This is a genomic window from Hyalangium minutum, assembly GCF_000737315.1.
In the GTDB taxonomy this organism is placed as follows: Bacteria; Myxococcota; Myxococcia; order Myxococcales; family Myxococcaceae; genus Hyalangium; species Hyalangium minutum.
In genome coordinates, this window is sequence record NZ_JMCB01000034.1 from 1 (window position 1) to 16,756 (window position 16,756).

4 protein-coding genes are annotated in these 16,756 nt (G+C 68.7%); 2 read left to right on the forward strand and 2 right to left on the reverse strand.

Translation table 11 applies throughout. The annotated features are described in order from the left end of the window. Both DB31_RS43490 and DB31_RS43495 read right to left on the reverse strand, forming a co-directional pair. The coding region (locus DB31_RS43490; protein WP_052420709.1) for a type I polyketide synthase at positions 1 to 8,395 on the reverse strand (8,395 nt) is incomplete at its 3' end. 3 nt (positions 8,396 to 8,398) lie between these two features. Further along, positions 8,399 to 14,473 (reverse strand): type I polyketide synthase, encoded by a 6,075-nt coding sequence (locus DB31_RS43495; protein ID WP_052420710.1) that lies wholly within the window; start codon positions 14,471 to 14,473, stop codon positions 8,399 to 8,401. Between the two features lie 250 nt (positions 14,474 to 14,723). Here DB31_RS43495 and DB31_RS43500 point away from each other — a divergent pair, with 250 nt between their 5' ends. Beyond that, positions 14,724 to 15,767 (forward strand): thiamine pyrophosphate-dependent enzyme, encoded by a 1,044-nt coding sequence (locus DB31_RS43500; protein WP_044199763.1) that lies wholly within the window; start codon positions 14,724 to 14,726, stop codon positions 15,765 to 15,767. A 7-nt stretch (positions 15,768 to 15,774) separates the two neighbouring features. Then, the gene (locus DB31_RS43505) at positions 15,775 to 16,752 is read left to right on the forward strand and encodes an alpha-ketoacid dehydrogenase subunit beta (protein ID WP_044199767.1); all 978 of its coding nucleotides are present in this window, start codon (positions 15,775 to 15,777) and stop codon (positions 16,750 to 16,752) included. The last annotated feature ends 4 nt before the right edge of the window (positions 16,753 to 16,756 follow it).

The window sequence follows — 16,756 nt, forward strand, 5'->3', positions numbered from 1 at the left end:
CCACCCGCCCCTCGTAACCCTTCAGCTCCTCCTTCACCTGCTCCCACCCCAACTCCACCACCCCCGTCGCCCCCTGCCCGCTCTTGCTCCTCATCAACTGACTTCTCTTCCAAATCACCTCTGCTCCCTGCCTCGCGCTCAGCACTCCCGCCGCATACGCAGCCCCCACCTCCCCCATGCTGTGCCCCACCACCGCCTCTGGCTCCACTCCCCACGCCTTCCACTGCTCCGTCAGCCCTACCTGCATCGCGTACAGCGTCGCCTGTATCTGGTCCGTCCTCTCCGGCTCCTCTCCCTTCAGCGCCTCCACCACCGAGTACCCACCCACCTCCCGAAACGCCGCGTCGCACTCCTCCACCGCCCGCCGGAACACCTCCGAGCTCTCCATCAGCTCCTTCCCCATCCCCTTCCACTGCGCTCCCTGCCCCGAGTACACGAACACCACTCGCGCGCTCCCCTCTCCTCCCCTCCCACTCACCACCCCACTCACCTCTCTCCCCTCCGACCAGCCCCTCAGCCCTCCACTCACCTCCTCCACGCTCCTGCCCACCACCGCCAGCCGGTGCTCGTGCTGGCTCCTCCTCATCAGCCCCGTGTACGCAACGTCCTTCAGCCTCACTCCCTCCGCACCCTCCAGGTACCCCGCGTACTCCTTCGCCGCCTCCTTCAGCGCTCCTTCACTCCTCGCTGACACCACCACCACGTGCTCCCCTTCCTCCCCTCCTCCCCTCTCCTCACGCCGGGGCCCCTCCTCCAACACCACGTGCGCATTCGTCCCGCTCAACCCGAACGAGCTCACTCCCGCCACTCGCGCCTTCTCTCCTCGCTTCCAGGGGACAAGCTGAGTGGGAATCTGGATGGGCAGGCTGTCCCACGGAATGTGCGGATTGGGCTCCGTGAAGTGCAGGCTGGGAGGAATCGCCTCGTGACGCAGCACCAGCACGGCCTTGATCAGGCCAGCGATGCCCGCTGCTCCCTCCGAGTGACCAATGTTCGTCTTCACTGAGCCGACGAGCAGCGGCTGATCGGCTGGGCGGCCCTTGCCGAGCGCCGCACCGAGCGCCTGCAGCTCGATCGGATCGCCCAGCGGAGTCCCCGTGCCGTGCGCTTCGATGTAACCCACGTCCGCGGGAGTGAGCCCGGCCTGCCGCAGCGCTCCCCGGATGACCGCCTCCTGTGAGGGCCCATTTGGAGCCGTGAGCCCATTGCTCCGGCCGTCCTGGTTCACCGCCGAGCCCCGGACCACCGCCCAGATCGGATCGCCATCCCGAAGGGCGGCGGACAGGCGCTTGAGCACCACCATTCCGCAACCATCGCTGCGCACATACCCGTCCGCCGCGGCGGAGAACGCCTTGCACCGGCCGTCGCGCGCCATCGCGCGGATCTGGGAGAAGTACATCGTCAGCTCAGGCGTCAGCATCAGGTTGACGCCACCCGCCAGGGCCAGTTGGGTCTCTCCCGAGCGAAGGCTCTGGCAGGCCAGATGCACCGCCACCAGCGAGGAGGAGCAGGCCGTCTCGATCGCGATCGCCGGTCCCTTCAGCCCCAGCGCGTAGGAGAGCCGTCCGGCCGCCACGCTGAACGCGGTCCCCGTCCCGGCGTGGACGTCGCTGCCCAGCGAGCCCAGAGACAGTTGCGCATAGTCGCTCCCGCAGATGCCCAGGTACACGCCGGTGGGGCTCCCCATCAGCGCGTCGTCACGCTGGCCGGCGCTCTCCAGTGCCTCCCAGGTCACCTCGAGCAGCAGCCGCTGCTGGGGATCCATGGCCGCAGCCTCGCGCGGCGCAATGCCGAAGAAACCGGCGTCGAAGCGATCCACGCCGTCCAGGAAACCGCCCCAGCGGGTGTACATCTTCCCCGCCCGCCCAGGCTCGGGATCGTAGACGTCGTCGATGCGCCACCGCTCCGGAGGCACCTCGCGGATGCCATCCACTCCATCCCGGAGCAGAGACCAGAAGGCCTCCGGGCTGTTGGCTCCTCCCGGGAAGCGGCAGGCCATGCCCACGATCGCGATCGGCTCGTCCGCGGCCTGCTCCGCCACCGCCTCCACCGTAGAGCTGGCGGCCACATCCTCGAGTTGGAGGACCTGATCGAGCAGATACCGGACGATCTGCTCGAGCGTCGGGTGATCGAACACCAGGGTTGCCGGGAGCGGCTTGCCCACCATGCGCGCCAGGGCATTGCGCAGCTCGACCGCCATGAGGGAGTCCAGGCCCAGCTCACGCAACGGCCGTCGCAGGGGAACGTCCGAGGCCGAGGGGGCTCCCAGGACCTTCGCGGCCTGTCCTTGCACCGCCGCTCGCAGCAACTCGGCACGCTCATCAGGCGCGGCCCGGCGCAGGCGCTCGACCAGCTCCGTGCCGACAAGCACGGGCGCGCCCTGCTGCTCGCCACGAGGCGCCACCTCCGCCAGGAACGGAGGAAGCGCCGCGGCACGAGCCGTCAGCGCCGACCAGTCGATGGGGAGAACGGCCAGATTCGCCGCGCCGCTGACCAGGACGCGCTCCAGCAGCGCGATGCCCTCCTCGGGAGGGATGACGCCCATGCCCTGAGAGGCCACACGCCCGGACTGCTGAGCATCCAGCCTCCCGGCCATGCCTTCCGTCCAGGCGCCCCAGTTAATGCTCACCGCGGAGACGCCTTCATCCCGCAGCGCGTGCGCCAGGGCGTCGAGGAACGCGTTGGCCGCAGCGTAGTTGCCCTGTCCCTGGCTACCCATGAGTGAAGCCACGGACGAAAAGAGCACGAACCGATCGAGCACCCGATCCCGGGTCAGCTCATGGAGCGCGAGCGCGGCGTCCACCTTCGGAGCCAGAACCTTGCGGAAGCGCTCCGGCGTCTGGCGCAGGAGGATGCCGTCGTCCAGGACACCCGCGCTGTGGAAGATGCCCCGCACCGGCGGAATGCGCCGCTCGAGCTCCGCCAGGGCCTCGCCCAGACGCGCCTTGTCCGAGACATCCAGCGCCAGCACCTCGACATGCACGCCAGCCCCGGCCAGCTCGCTCAGGACTGTCCGCTGCGCGTCCGTGGTGACGCCGCTGCGCCCGCAGAGCACGAGGTGCCGTGCTCCGCACCCAGCCAGCCATCGTGCCACCCGAAGCCCGAGCGCCCCCAGGCCACCGGTGACGAGATAGGACGCGTCTTCGCGCGCGGAGAACGCGGCGGAAGCAGCCTCGGGGGGCAGGAGCACCACCTTGCCCACGTGCCGGGCCCCTTGCATCCACCGGAAGGCGGGGATCGCGCGGGTGATTGGGAAGTCGCGCCTCGGCAGAGGGCGCAGCTCGCCGCGCTCGAAAGCCCCGGCGAGCTCGACGAGCATCTCCTGGATCTCGTCGGGTCCCACCGTCCCCAGGTCGAACGCCTGGAACGAGACATCGGACCGGTGCGCCGCGACGCGCTCGGGCTCCCACAGATCCACCTTGCCCATCTCCAGGAACCGGCCCCCCGGAGCCATGATCGCCAGGCTCTTGGGGATGAACTCGCCGGTGAGCGAGTTGAGCACCAGCGTGACGCCCTGTCCGCCGGTGTCACGTCGGATCTCGTCCGCGAAGTCGAGGGTGCGCGAGCTCATCACCCGCTTCACGCCCATGCGGTGGAGGGCTCTCCACTTGCCTCGGCTGGCCGTGGCGAACACCTCGGCACCCGCGCGCTGGGCGACCTGCACGGCGGCCATGCCAACGCCCCCCGCCGCGGCGTGGATGAGGATCCGATCTCCCCGCGTGATGCGGCCGAGCCGGTGCAGGCCATACCATGCGGTGAGGAACGCGACCGGGATGGTGGCGGCCTCCGCGGCGCTCATGCCTTTCGGGCGGCGCACGGCCTTCCGGGCGTCCACGGTGACATACCGGGCGAAGCTCTCTGGAGCGAGCGCCATCACGGCATCGCCCACGGCCACATGGGCCACCCCAGGACCCACGCGCGTCACGGTGCCAGCGCACTCGAGCCCCAGGGGGCCCGGATCGCCCGGGTACATCCCGAGCGCGTTGAGCACGTCGCGGAAGTTCAGACCCATCGCCTCGATGGAGATCTCGATCTCTCCGGCTGCCGGCTCCCGGCGGCCTCTCGGCACCAGGGTCAGATCCTCCAGCACTCCACGCCGGGCGATCTGCAGCACGTAGGACTCGGCATCCGGGAGCCGCAGCGCGCCGCGCGTCTCACCGGCTTGCACCAACCGCGCGAGGTAGCGCTTACCACCGCGCCACGCGAGCTGAGTCTCCCCGGTGGCGCCCGCAGCCAGCTCCGCCAGCAGCGAGACCCGCTCCGTGTCCCCGGGCTCCAGGTCGACCAGGACGCACGACAGCTCGGGATGCTCGTTACCTGCGGTACGGCCAAGGCCCCACAGCATCGCCTGCGCTGGCGCGAGGGGCTCCTGCTCCACGCGCTGCGCTCCGTGAGTGACGAGCCACAGGCGCGGCGTGAGGCCCGCAGAGACCAGGCCCTGGATCAGGTGCAACGCGCCCAGACAGCTCCGCTCGGCCATGGCGGCGTCGTCGCCCGCGGCGGCCGTCCACAAGAAGAGGATATCAGTGAGGAGCGGCTCCTTGACGGACTCGAGCACGCGGCGCACGTCCTCGGGCGACGCGGGATTGGCCCGGAAGTGCTCCGCGTCCAGCTGCTCGAACCGCTCTCCTGGAAGCACCTCGATCCAGGTGCCTCCGGCCTGACGCCGTGCCTCTACCCACGCCTGATCGCCCGCCCCACCGAAGACGAGCACCCGCCGCGAGGACGGCACCGGGCTCACAGGGAGCGGGCTGGGCCGCCACGCCAGCTCGTACATCCAATCGGTACGAACCCGCGAGCGCGCGGGCGCTGGCCGGGTGAGCGCCACCTTCTTGAGCAGCAGCCCCTCGATGAAGCCGACGAGCCGCCCCTTCGAATCGTAGACCTTCGCGTCGCCGGACCAGCTCTCACCAGGCGCACCGGAACCCGGGCGGAAGCGGGTGTGGCACCACAGCTCCTCGTCCGGGAGTTCGCCGCACCAAAGGCTCTCGATCCGGAAAGGAAGATAGGTCGCGGAAGTGCTCTCCGCGGGCAGCGCCGCGCCCACCACCTGCAGCCACGCGTCGATCATCCCCGGGTGGGGAGCCCCGCTCTTGAACTCGATCGTCGAAGGCCTGCCAAGCCGGGCCAGGGCCTCGCCATCGCCGCGCCACATCTGCCGGATCCAGCGGAAGCTGGGCCCCAACTCCAGACCACCGTCCTGAGCTGCCTGATAGAACCCGTCGAGCCCGGCCTCGTTCGGGCAACGCGCGCGCAGGGCCTCCAGCGAGCTGGGTGCAGTGCCCAGCTCATGCCCCGACACCTTCTCCTTCAACCGGCCGGCTGCGTGCGTGTGCCAGGAAACCTGATCTCCGTTCGTCTCAGGGGTCGACGCCTGGAAGCGCCGGCCCTCGCCATCGGGGGCGAAGAGCAGGTGCAGGCGGGTGGGCTGCGACACAATGAGCGGCTCTGGGATGACGAGCCCCTCCAGCCCCAGCCCTTCCCGCGAGCCCCGGAGCCGCGCGGCGAGCTCGAGCACGGTAGCCATATAGAACGCCCCGGGGACCACCACCCGGCCCTCGAGCTTGTGGTCCTCGAGATACGGCTGCCGCGAGGTGCTGACTTCGATGACGTACTGCGCCTCTTCACCGGGGCTGAGGATGCGCTCGCCGTTCGCATCGAGCCGCGCACCGGGCAGCGGGTGCTCCTCCCGGTCGATCCAGTAGCGGGAGCGCTGGAACGGATAGTGAGGCACCGAGGCGACGCGTCGCGAGTAAGGCTTGTCGAAGCCACGCCAGTCGATGCGAGCCCCCCGCACGTACAGCTCGCCCAGGCTCCGGCCGATCACCGCCCAGTCGGACTGGCCGCGCCGCAACGAGGGCAGGAAGGAGCCCTGGGACACGCAGTCAGCCGCCAGCCCGAGCAGCGTCGGGTGAGGCCCCACCTCCAGGAACACGTCGCAGCCCAGCGAGGCCAGGGCGGACATGGCCTCGGTGAACCGGACGGGCTCGCGGCACTGGCGCCGGAAGTACTCCGCCGTCACGCGCGTGGAGACTCCGCCCGAGACGTTGGTCACCCAGGGGATGCGCGCGGGCTGCAAGGCCACCTTCGAGGCCTCCCGCTCCAGCGCGGGCAGGATGGGCTCCATGTGCGCCGAGTGGAACGCGTGCGAGACACGCAGCGCCTTGGCCTCGATGCCCTCCGCGGACAGCTCGGCGGCGAGTGCCTCCACGGCGTCACGATCTCCGGAGAAGGAGACGCGCTCGGGGCCATTGAAAGCGGCGATGGAGAGGCGGCTCTGGTAGCGCGCCAGGGCCTGCTCGACGCGAGCAGGCTTCGCGCGAACGGACAGCATGGCCCCGGGCGCGCTCAGCCCCTGCATGAGGCGCGCGCGCTCACTGATGAGCCCCAAGCCCTCTTCGAGCGTGTAGACCCCGGCGACGCAGGCCGCCACGAACTCACCGACGCTGTGCCCGAAGACCGCGTGCGGCGTCACCCCCCAAGAGCGCCACAGCTCTGTCAGCGCGTACTCCACCGCGAACAAGGCCGGCTGCGTGTACTGCGTCTGATCGAGCAGCTCCGGATCTTCCCCGTGGATGACGGAGAGCAGCGGCCTGGGCAGGCGCCCTTCGAGGATCTTCGCGCACCGATCAAGCGCCTCGCGGAACACGGGCTGCGTCTCGTACAGCTCACGCCCCATGCCCAGGAACTGGGAGCCCTGGCCGGTGAACAGGAAGGCCACCTTCCCGAGAGCTTGAGGAGTGGCTTCGCCCTGAGCGCAACCCGCGCTGGCAGGGTCTCGCGAGAAGGCCATCAACTCCGCCGCGGCCTGCTCGGGAGAGGACGCCACCACCGAGAGACGGTGCACGAGGTGTGCGCGCCCCGTGTTGGCGGTGAAGCAAGCATCCGCGAACGGCTGCTCACGATGCGAGAGCAGGTGCTCGGACATCTGGCGAGCCTGCGCACGGAGGGCCTCGTGGGTCATCGCCGAGAGCGCCAGAACGTGCGTCGGCCGCTCTCGGTGAGGACTGGCCTGGGCGGCAGCCGCTGGCACGGGGGCCTCTTGCAGCACCACGTGCGCATTCGTCCCGCTCAACCCGAACGAGCTCACCCCCGCCACCCGTGCCTTCTCTCCCCTCTTCCACTCCTGCCCCCCTCCCACCACTCGCAGCCGGCTCCCCTCCAGCTCTATCCGCGGGTTCAACGCCTCGAAGTTCACGTGCTTCGGCAGCTTCTCCTTCTCCAGCGACAGCACCGTCTTGATCAGACCCGCTATCCCCGCCGCCGCCTCAAGGTGCCCCACGTTCGTCTTCACCGAGCCCACCGCGCACAGCCCAGCCCCTTCCTCCGGCGCGCCCAGCACCTTCTTGAGCGCCTCCATCTCGATCGGGTCCCCCAGCGGCGTCCCCGTCCCGTGCGCCTCGAGATAGCTCACCTCCCGGGCCTTCACGCCTGCGCTCTCCAGCGCCTTGCGCAGCAACGCCTGCTGCGACAACACATTCGGCGCCGTCAGCCCCGTGCTCCTCCCGTCCTGGTTCACTGCTGAGCCTCGGATCACCGCTCGGATCCGGTCTCCATCCCTCACCGCGTCCGACAACCTCTTGAGCACCACCACTCCACAGCCCTCTCCCCTCACGAACCCGTTCGCCTTCGCGTCGAACGCTCGGCACCTCCCGTCCGGCGACAGCGCCTGGGCGACGAGCTGCATGCTCACGGGCGAGAGCAGGAGGTTCACGCCCCCGGCGAGCGCCACGCCGCACTCGCCCGCGCGCAGGCTCTGGCAGGCCAGGTGCACCGCCACCAGCGACGACGAGCACGCCGTGTCCACGGACATGGCGGGGCCTTGCAGCCCCAGCACATACGAGAGCCGCCCGGCCGCGATGCTGTACATGTTGCCGGTGGCGCAGTGCACATCCAGGTCTTCGGGCGGCAACGTGGACACCCGCTCCTGGTAGTCATGGGTGGAGATGCCAATGAAGACGCCGGTCTGGCTGCCCATGAGCTGATCTGCGGGCTGCGCCGCATCCTCGAGGGCCGTCCAGCTCACCTCGAGCAGCAACCGCTGCTGGGGATCCATCTTCAGCGCCTCGCGGTGCGAGATGCCGAAGAAGCTGGGATCGAACTGCTCGATCTGATCGAGGAACGAGCCCCAGCGCACCGCCGGAGGCTCCGGCCAGTCCTCGGTGCGCCAACGGCTCTCGGGGACGCGGGTAATCGCGTCCACGCCCTGGTCGAGTGCGTTCCAGAAGGACTCGAGATCCCTGCCTCCCCCGGGGAAGCGGCACGCCATTCCCACGATGGCGATGGGCTCCGCCTTCTCGTGCTCGAGCTGACGGACGCGCTCGTCCAGTTCGGAGATCTTCACCAGGGATCTCTTGAAGAGATCCTTGAACTTGTCAGTGCCTTCGTTCGACATGGATCAAGTCACTTCCGTGGAGCGAGTGCCGCCCAGCAACTGCTCTCCCAGGCTTGCAAGCTCGTCGTCAGACATCTCGTCCAGCGCGCGCTCAGTGATTTCCTGCTTCAGTTCCCCGGCCGAGTGGGCAGCCTGCGTGGCAGCGGCTTCACCTCGCAGGCCCGCGGTGTCCACTGACACTCCGTCTTCGAGCGCCGCTCCGAGCAAGGAGCAGAGGTACTCAGTGAGCGCCGCGACATGGGGGTACGTCCACACCAGAGTCGCTGAGAGTGTGAAGCCCAGCCGGGCCTCCAACCTGTTGCGCAGTTCCAGGCCCATCAGCGAGTCGAAGCCCAGCGCCTTCAGGGGCGTCTCCCGATCGATACGTGAGGGCTTCAGCCGGAGCACCGCCGCCGCCTGCTCCCGTACCAGCGACTCCATCATCCCCGGCCGATCCACCGCGCTCGCGGCCCGCAAGCGCGCCACCAACTCGGGATCTCCCTTCTGCGGGGCTGCCTTCGTCTGCAGCAGCTCCTTGAAGCGCGTCATCGTCGCCAGGTGCGGATAGAACTCGACCCACTGGCGTACATCGAGCGGGACCACGCCCACCTGCGCCTCCTCGGCGTGCAGCAGTTCCCCCAGCACACGGAGCCCCTGCTGCGGCGTCAGTTGGCTCATGCCCCGCTGGGAAAGCCTCTCGCCCCGGTTGGCCAGCGCTGCGGCCATGCCCACTTCCGAGAACGCTCCCCACTGCACGCTCACGCACGGCAGCCCCTGCGCCTGGCGGTACTCCGCCAGCCCATCCATGAACGCATTGCCCATCGCGTAGTTGCTCTGCCCGGGCGAGCCCAACAGCGACGCGGCTGACGAGTACATCACCACGAAATCCAGCTCCTTCTTCCTCGTCGCCTCGTGCACGTTCCACCCTCCACCCACCTTTGGCCTCAGCACTCGGCTCACCTTCTCTGCCGTCTGCTGCTCCAGCAGCCCGTCCTCCACCACTCCCGCCGCGTGCACCACTCCCTTCAACGGCCCCATCCCCTCCGCCATCTCCACCGCCTTCCTCACCTCTTCCACCTTCCCCACGTCACCTCGGCTCACCTCCACTCGCGCTCCCCGGGCCCTCAGCTCCTCCACCTGACCCCGCTGCTCCTCACTCTCCGCTCCGCCTCGCCCCATCAGCACCAGCCGCCTGGCTCCCTGCTCCACGAGCCACTTCGCCACCGACAGGCCCAGCCCTCCCAACCCTCCTGTCACCAGGTAGCTGCTCTCTTCCTTCAGCAGCCCTGCTTCCGCTCCCATCGAGATTGGGACATCCGGCTCTGACAGATCCACCACCAGCTTCCCGGTGTGCCGATCCTGCGCCGTCTCCTGGAGCGCGACCGGAAGGCGTGAGACGGGAAGGAGTTGATGCGCCAGCGGCTTCAGGATGCCGCTCTCGTTCAGCCGGGCGACCTCCTGCAACAAGCTCGCAGCCTGCTGGGGAGGGTTGCGCAGGAGGATGGCGACATCCACCAGGGCGAGCATCGCCGCCGCCTGCTCGACCGACAGCGGCCTCGGCAATGGGACAACGGAGAACATGGGTGCGGTGATGACGGAGGTCACCTCCGAGCGCCCTGCCAACATGACCTGCTGGCCCACCGTGAAACTCTCGACGCCGGAGCCCACCGCGTCGATGTGGCCCACGCAGTCTCCAGCCAAGCCCGCAGCATCTCCCGAGGGAACCTGCAGCACCACCGCCGCCACCCTCACCCGCACTTCACCGGAGCCGGGAGGGCGCACTGGGATCTCTCGCAGCGCCAGCCGGTCCGAGCCCGTGGACGCCCCCAGCTCCAACCGGAACGCTCGCGCACCCGCCTTCTCCTTCCGCTCGGCACGGCGCACCGTCTCCATCTTCTCGAGCCGGCCTACGTACGTGCCCGCCTCGCGCAGCACCCACTCCTCTTCCTGCGACTCGGCCAGCAGCTGCCTCACCAGCAACTCCTGACCTGAGGCCCCATCCACATCCACCCGTCTGCAGGACAGCTCCGGGCGCTCCATCGCCAGAGTCCGGCCCAGGCCCCACAGCCCGACCTGCCCCAGCGACACCGGGGTGGCATCTCCCTCCACCCGCTGTGCGCCCTTCGTCACCAGCCACAGCCGCGGCGCCTGGCGCCAACGCTGCTGGCCCATCGCCTTCACCAACTCCTGCACCCGCAGGAACGCCCTCTCCTGCCCTCCCAGCACCTCCTCGGCGCTGCTGTTCTCCCGCACCACCACATCCAGGCCGTGGCACATCACCACGCCTCGCCCTCCCTCATCACTGAAGGCCTGCTCCAGCGCAGCGGCCATCGGAACGCCCGCTGACGGCTTCCACGCCACCACCTGCTGGCCTCGCGCCTCCAACTGCCGGGCGACTCGCTCGGCCCACCCGCCCTCATCGAGCACCACCAGCCAGCGGCCCGGCTTCGACACTTCCTCCGCCGCAGCCTCCTGCTTGAGCCAGCGCTGCACCAGGAGCGGCAAGCCCTCCTGCTTCACAGTCTGCGTGCCGCCCAGCGGCGCCGCACGCAGCCCGCGCACCTCGGCCACCAGCTGCCCTGCGTCGTCCCTCAGCTCGATCTCTGCTTCCCACTCCCCGCCCTGGGCCGTGCCCACCCGCACGAAGCTCCACATGCGCGGGGACACCTCGCGATACACCCTCACTCGCGATAGCAGCACCGGGACGGAAGGGCCTGCGTCTCCTGCCGCCGCCTCCCCTGTCGGGCCAGCCGCCTGGCCTATCACCTGAAGCGCCGCGTCCAGCACGGCTGGGTGCAGCCGGTACGCGCGGTCCTGCACCACCGCCTCTGGCACTTCCAGGCGGCCCAGAGCCTCCCCGGCGCCGCTCCACAACTCGCGCACGCCCTGGAACGTGGGCCCGTACTCGAGGCCCTTGCCTCTCAGCTCTTCATAGAAGCCATCGACCGGCTTGCCTGAACTCATTCTGGCGCGAAGAACCTCCAGCGCCTCGAGCTGCACCGGCTGCTCCGCCACACGCCTCACCTGCCCGCTGGCGTGTAGCGTCCACTGCGCCTCGCCCTCCCCCTGGCTGCTGACACGGAAGCTACCTTCCGCCGGTCCCTCCACCGTCAGCGCCACCTGCACGCGCCGGCCTTCCTCCCCCAGCACCAGCGCCGCTCGGAACCTCACCTCTTCCAGCTCGTACGCGCCCTCCGTCCCAAACGCCTCCTTCGCCGCCCACAGCCCCATCTCCACATACCCGGTTCCTGGCACCACCACTGCTCCGCCCACACGGTGATCCTTGAGGTACGTCACTCGTGACACGCTGAGCGTGCTCTCCCAGAAGCGCGTCCCCTGCTGCGTCGACACGCTGAATGCCGCTCCCGCAAGCGGGTGCCCTCCTTCCCCTCTCACCAGCCCTGCGCTCGCGGGCGCGTCCCCCTTCGTCTGCACCCAGAATTTCTCACGCTGCCAGGGGTAGGTCGGCAGCGGCACGCACCGGCCCTGACTCTCGGGGCCCTTGCTCCACTCCACTCGCCCTCCCCACGCATACACACTCCCCAGCCCTTCCAGCAGCGCCCTCCTCTCCCCCTGCTGCCTCCTCAGGCTCCCCACCACCCTCACCCTCTCCTTCGCTCCTGCCTCCTCCACCACCTGCTGCATCACCGCCATCAACACCGGGTGCGCGCTCACCTCCACCACCACGCTCCTCCCTCCTCCCATCGCTCCCTTCAATCCCTTCGCGAAGTACACGGGCTCTCTCATGTTCCTCACCCAGTACTCCGCTCCCATCCCTCGCCCCTCCTCCTTCTCCCCTGTCACTGTCGAGTACAGCGCCACCTTCCCCGCCTGTGGCCTCAGCCCCGAAAGCTCTCTCCTCAGCGGCTCCTTCAGCTCCTCCATCTGCGGGCTGTGTGCCGCCACATCCATCTTCACTCGCCGGCTGAACACTCCCCTCTTCTCCCAGCCCCTCAACAACTCCTCCACCGCCTCCTTCTCCCCCGCTATCCCCGTCATCCTCTCGCTGTTCACCGCGCTCACCGCCACCCGCCCCTCGTAACCCTTCAGCTCCTCCTTCACCTGCTCCCACCCCAACTCCACCACCCCCGTCGCCCCCTGCCCGCTCTTGCTCTTCATCAACTGACTTCTCTTCCAAATCACCTCCGCTCCCTGCCTCGCGCTCAGCACTCCCGCCGCATACGCAGCCCCCACCTCCCCCATGCTGTGCCCCACCACCGCCTCGGGCTCCACTCCCCACGCCCTCCACTGCTCCGTCAGCCCCACCTGCATCGCGTACAGCGTCGCCTGTATCTGGTCCGTCCTCTCCGGCTCCTCTCCCTTCAGCGCCTCCACCACCGAGTAGCCACCCACCTCCCTAAACCCCGCCTCACACTCCTCCACCGCTCGCCGGAACACCTCCGAGCTCTCCATCAGCTCCTTCCCCATCCCCTTCCACTGCGCTCCCTGCCCCGAGTACACGAACACCACTCGCGCGCTCCCCTCTCCTCCCCTCCCGCTCACCACCCCACTCACTTCCCTCCCCTCCGACCAGCCCCTCAAGCCCTCTCTCACCTCCTCCACGCTGCTGCCCACCACCGCCAGCCGGTGCTCGTGCTGGCTCCTCCTCATCAGCCCCGTGTACGCGACGTCCCCCAGCCTCAACCCCTCCTCTCCCTCCAGGTACCCCGCGTACTCCTTCGCCGCCTCCTTCAGCGCTCCTTCACTCCTCGCTGACACCACCACCACGTGCTCCCCTCCCTCCTCTCCTCCCCTCTCCTCACGCCGGGGCCCCTCCTCCAACACCACGTGCGCGTTCGTCCCGCTCAGCCCGAACGAGCTCACTCCTGCCACCCGCGCCTTCTCTCCCCTCTTCCACTCCTGCCCACCTCCCACCACTCGCAGCCGGCTCCCCTCCAGCTCTATCCGCGGGTTCAACGCCTCGAAGTTCACGTGCTTCGGCAGCTTCTCCTTCTCCAGCGACAGCACCGTCTTGATCAGACCCGCTATCCCTGCCGCCGCCTCAAGGTGCCCCACGTTCGTCTTCACCGAGCCCACTGCGCACAGCCCGGCCCCTTCCCCCGGCGCGCCCAACACCTCCCTGAGCGCTTCCATCTCGATCGGGTCCCCCAGCGGCGTCCCCGTCCCGTGCGCCTCCACGTAGCTCACGTCTGCCGGCTTCACGCCCGCGCTCTCCAGCGCCTTGCGCAGCAACGCCTGCTGCGACAACACGTTCGGCGCCGTCAGCCCCGTGCTCCTCCCGTCCTGGTTCACTGCTGAGCCTCGGATCACCGCTCGGATCCGGTCTCCATCCCTCACCGCGTCCGACAACCTCTTGAGCACCACCACCCCACAGCCCTCTCCCCTCACGAACCCGTTCGCCTTCGCGTCGAACGCTCGGCACCTCCCGTCCGGCGACAGCGCCTGCATCTGGATGACCAGCTGCATCGTCCATGGAGACAGGATGAGGTTCACGCCCCCGGCGAGCGCCACGTCGCTCTCGCCCGAGCGCAGGCTCTGACAGGCCAGGTGCACCGCCACCAGCGACGACGAGCACGCCGTGTCCACCGTCATGCACGGCCCCTGCAACCCCAGCACGTACGAGAGCCGGCCACTGCCGAAGCACGCCCCCACTCCTGTCGTGGCGTAGGCGTCCAGCGTCTCCTCTCCCGCATCCCGCGTCAGGTGCAGGTAGTCCTGGGTCATGATGCCGGTGAAGACTCCGGTGCGCGTCCCGTTCAGCGCCTCCAGCGGAATGCCCGCGTTCTCCAGAGCCTCGGTGGAGACCTCGAGCAGGAGCCGATGCTGTGGATCAATCCCGGACGCCTCTCGCGGCGAGATGCCGAAGAACGCCGCGTCGAAGCCGTCCACCTCGTCGAGCAGCGCCGCCCACCGTCCTCCCTGCAGCGACGGCTCCACGCGCCAACGGCTATTGGGGATTTCCCTCACCGTGTCGATGCCCTGCTCCAAGGTCCGCCAGAACGACTCGGGATCCTTTCCTCCGGGGAAGCGGCAGCTCAGTCCGACTATCGCGAGTGGCTCGCTCCTGGCCCGCTCGAGCGCTGCAATCTTCGCTTCCGCCTTCTCTAGCGCCTGAATGGCACGCTGGATCGTCGACACGATTGAGAATCCTTCGCGGGGATCACGCGAGTCAGTTCATGGATATGCGAGAGCTCGCAGAGGCCGATTGGCAGCCTCGGGCGCGATCCGAGGCCGCGCACCAGGCGCTCGCTCCGCAACCAGGGCAGCATTGTCTGGTCCCTGATCAGTTCGGTAGCATCGCATTTCGAACATTATTGGCATGACCCGAACAGGACGAACACGCCCCATCTGGTCATGCGAAAACCAGAGAACCTGGACTGACGGAAACATGAAGCCTGGCAATGCAGATCCGGCTGACGCCTCACTCCCGGAGGGAGTCGATGAGGCGCTCGCCCTCGAGCTGTACCGGCAGATGGTGTTCCTGCGCATCTTCGACGAGCGGGCGCTCGTCTACCATCGGCATGGACGCATCGGGACGTGGGCGATCTCGTGGGGCCACGAGGCCATCCAAGTCGGTGCAATGTTGGCCTTGAAGGCCAGCGACTGGGCGTTCCCCTCCTATCGCGAGAACAAGCTCGGACTGGTGCGAGGGATGTCTCCGGCGCACGTGCTCGCCGGATGCCGGGGACACCCTCAGGGCTGGTGGGATCCACATCAGTGGCGGCTCGGCGCGATCAGCATCCCCGTGGCCTCGCACGTTCCCCACGCCGCGGGCTTCGCCTGGGGCGAGCGGCTCCAGGGGCGGGATACTGTCGCGCTCTCCTTCTTTGGAGATGGAGCGACGTCCCAGGGGGAGTTCCACGAGGGCGCCAATATGGCCGGAGTGATGAACGCTCCGCTAATCCTCCTGTGCACCAACAACCAGTGGGCGATCAGCACGCCCGTGCACCGGCAGACCCGGGCCCGCACGCTCGCGGACAAGGCCGCAGGCTATGGCATGCTGGGCGTGCGCGTGGACGGCAATGACGTGCTCGCCGTCTACCAGGCGGTGTCCCAGGCGGCGGCCCGGGCCCGCGCAGGAGAAGGCCCCACCTTCATCGAGTGCCTCATCTACCGCGCACAGGCCCATGCGTTCCCCGATGATCCTTCCGCCTACCGCGACGACACCGAGGCGGAGCAGGCCCGGCGTGAGGAATGCGTGGGGCGCTACGCGAACCTCCTCATGCGGCGTGGGCTGCTGACGGAGGAGCTGGCGGCCCGGTACCGCGAGGAGTTCCTGGCGAAGATGGCGGATGCGATCGCCGAGGCTGAGGCATTGCCTATCCCCGGTCCCGAGCTCGCCTTCGCGCATGCCTATGAACGGAAGACCCCTGCCCTGGAGCGGGATCTCTCGGAGCTGCAGCGCATCCAGGCCAAACAGGGCACAAGGTAACTTCATCATGAGCACGATGCTTTTCGCGGAGGCGCTCACGAGCGCCCTGCGTGAGGAGATGGAGCGCAACCCGAAGTTGATCCTCCTGGGCGAGGACATCGGCCGTAGCGGGGGCGTCTTCCGCATCACGGTGGGCCTCCAAGCCCGGTTCGGAGCAGAGCGCGTGGTGGACACGCCCGTGGCCGAGGCAGGCATTGTGGGCTCGGCCGTGGGCCTGTGCCTCTCCGGGCTGCAGCCCGTCTGCGAGCTGCAGTTCGACGCGTTCAGCTACCCGGCGCTGAACCAGATCCTCACCCACGTGAGCCGCTACCGCTGGCGCACGCAGGGCAAGGCGCCGATGCCCATGGTGATCCGGATCCCCTGCGGCGGCGGCGTGCGCGCGCCCGAGCTGCACTCGGACTCGCCGGAGGCGTACTTCTGTCACACGCCCGGGCTCACGGTTGTCTCTCCTTCGACGCCCGCGGACGCGAAGGGGCTGCTGACCTCCGCGCTGCGCAGCCCCGATCCCGTGGTGTTCTTCGAGCCGAAGAAGCTCTACCGCCACTTGCGCGGCGAGGTGCCAGACGGCGAGCACCTCGTGCCGTTCGGCAAGGTCCGGACGGCCCGCGAGGGCAGCGACGTCACCTTGATCGCGTGGGGCGCGATGATGGAGATCGCGCTGGCTGCAGCGGAGGCGCTGGCCACGGAGGGAGTCTCCTCGCATGTGTGCGATGTGAGAACCCTGTCGCCGCTCGATGAGGAAGGACTGCTCCAGGCGGCTCGCGTGACAGGGCGGGTTGTCATCATCCAGGAGTCACCGCGGAACTGCAGTGTGGCGAGCGAGCTCGCCGCCCTCCTGGCGGAGCATGCGATGTACGACCTGAAGGCACCGATCAAGCGGGTGAGCGGCTTCGATGTGCCGCACCCTTACTACAGCATCGAGCACCACCAGCGCCCCGACTGCGCGCGCGTCGTCGACGCAGTTCACCGCATCTTGGAGGCGTAACACG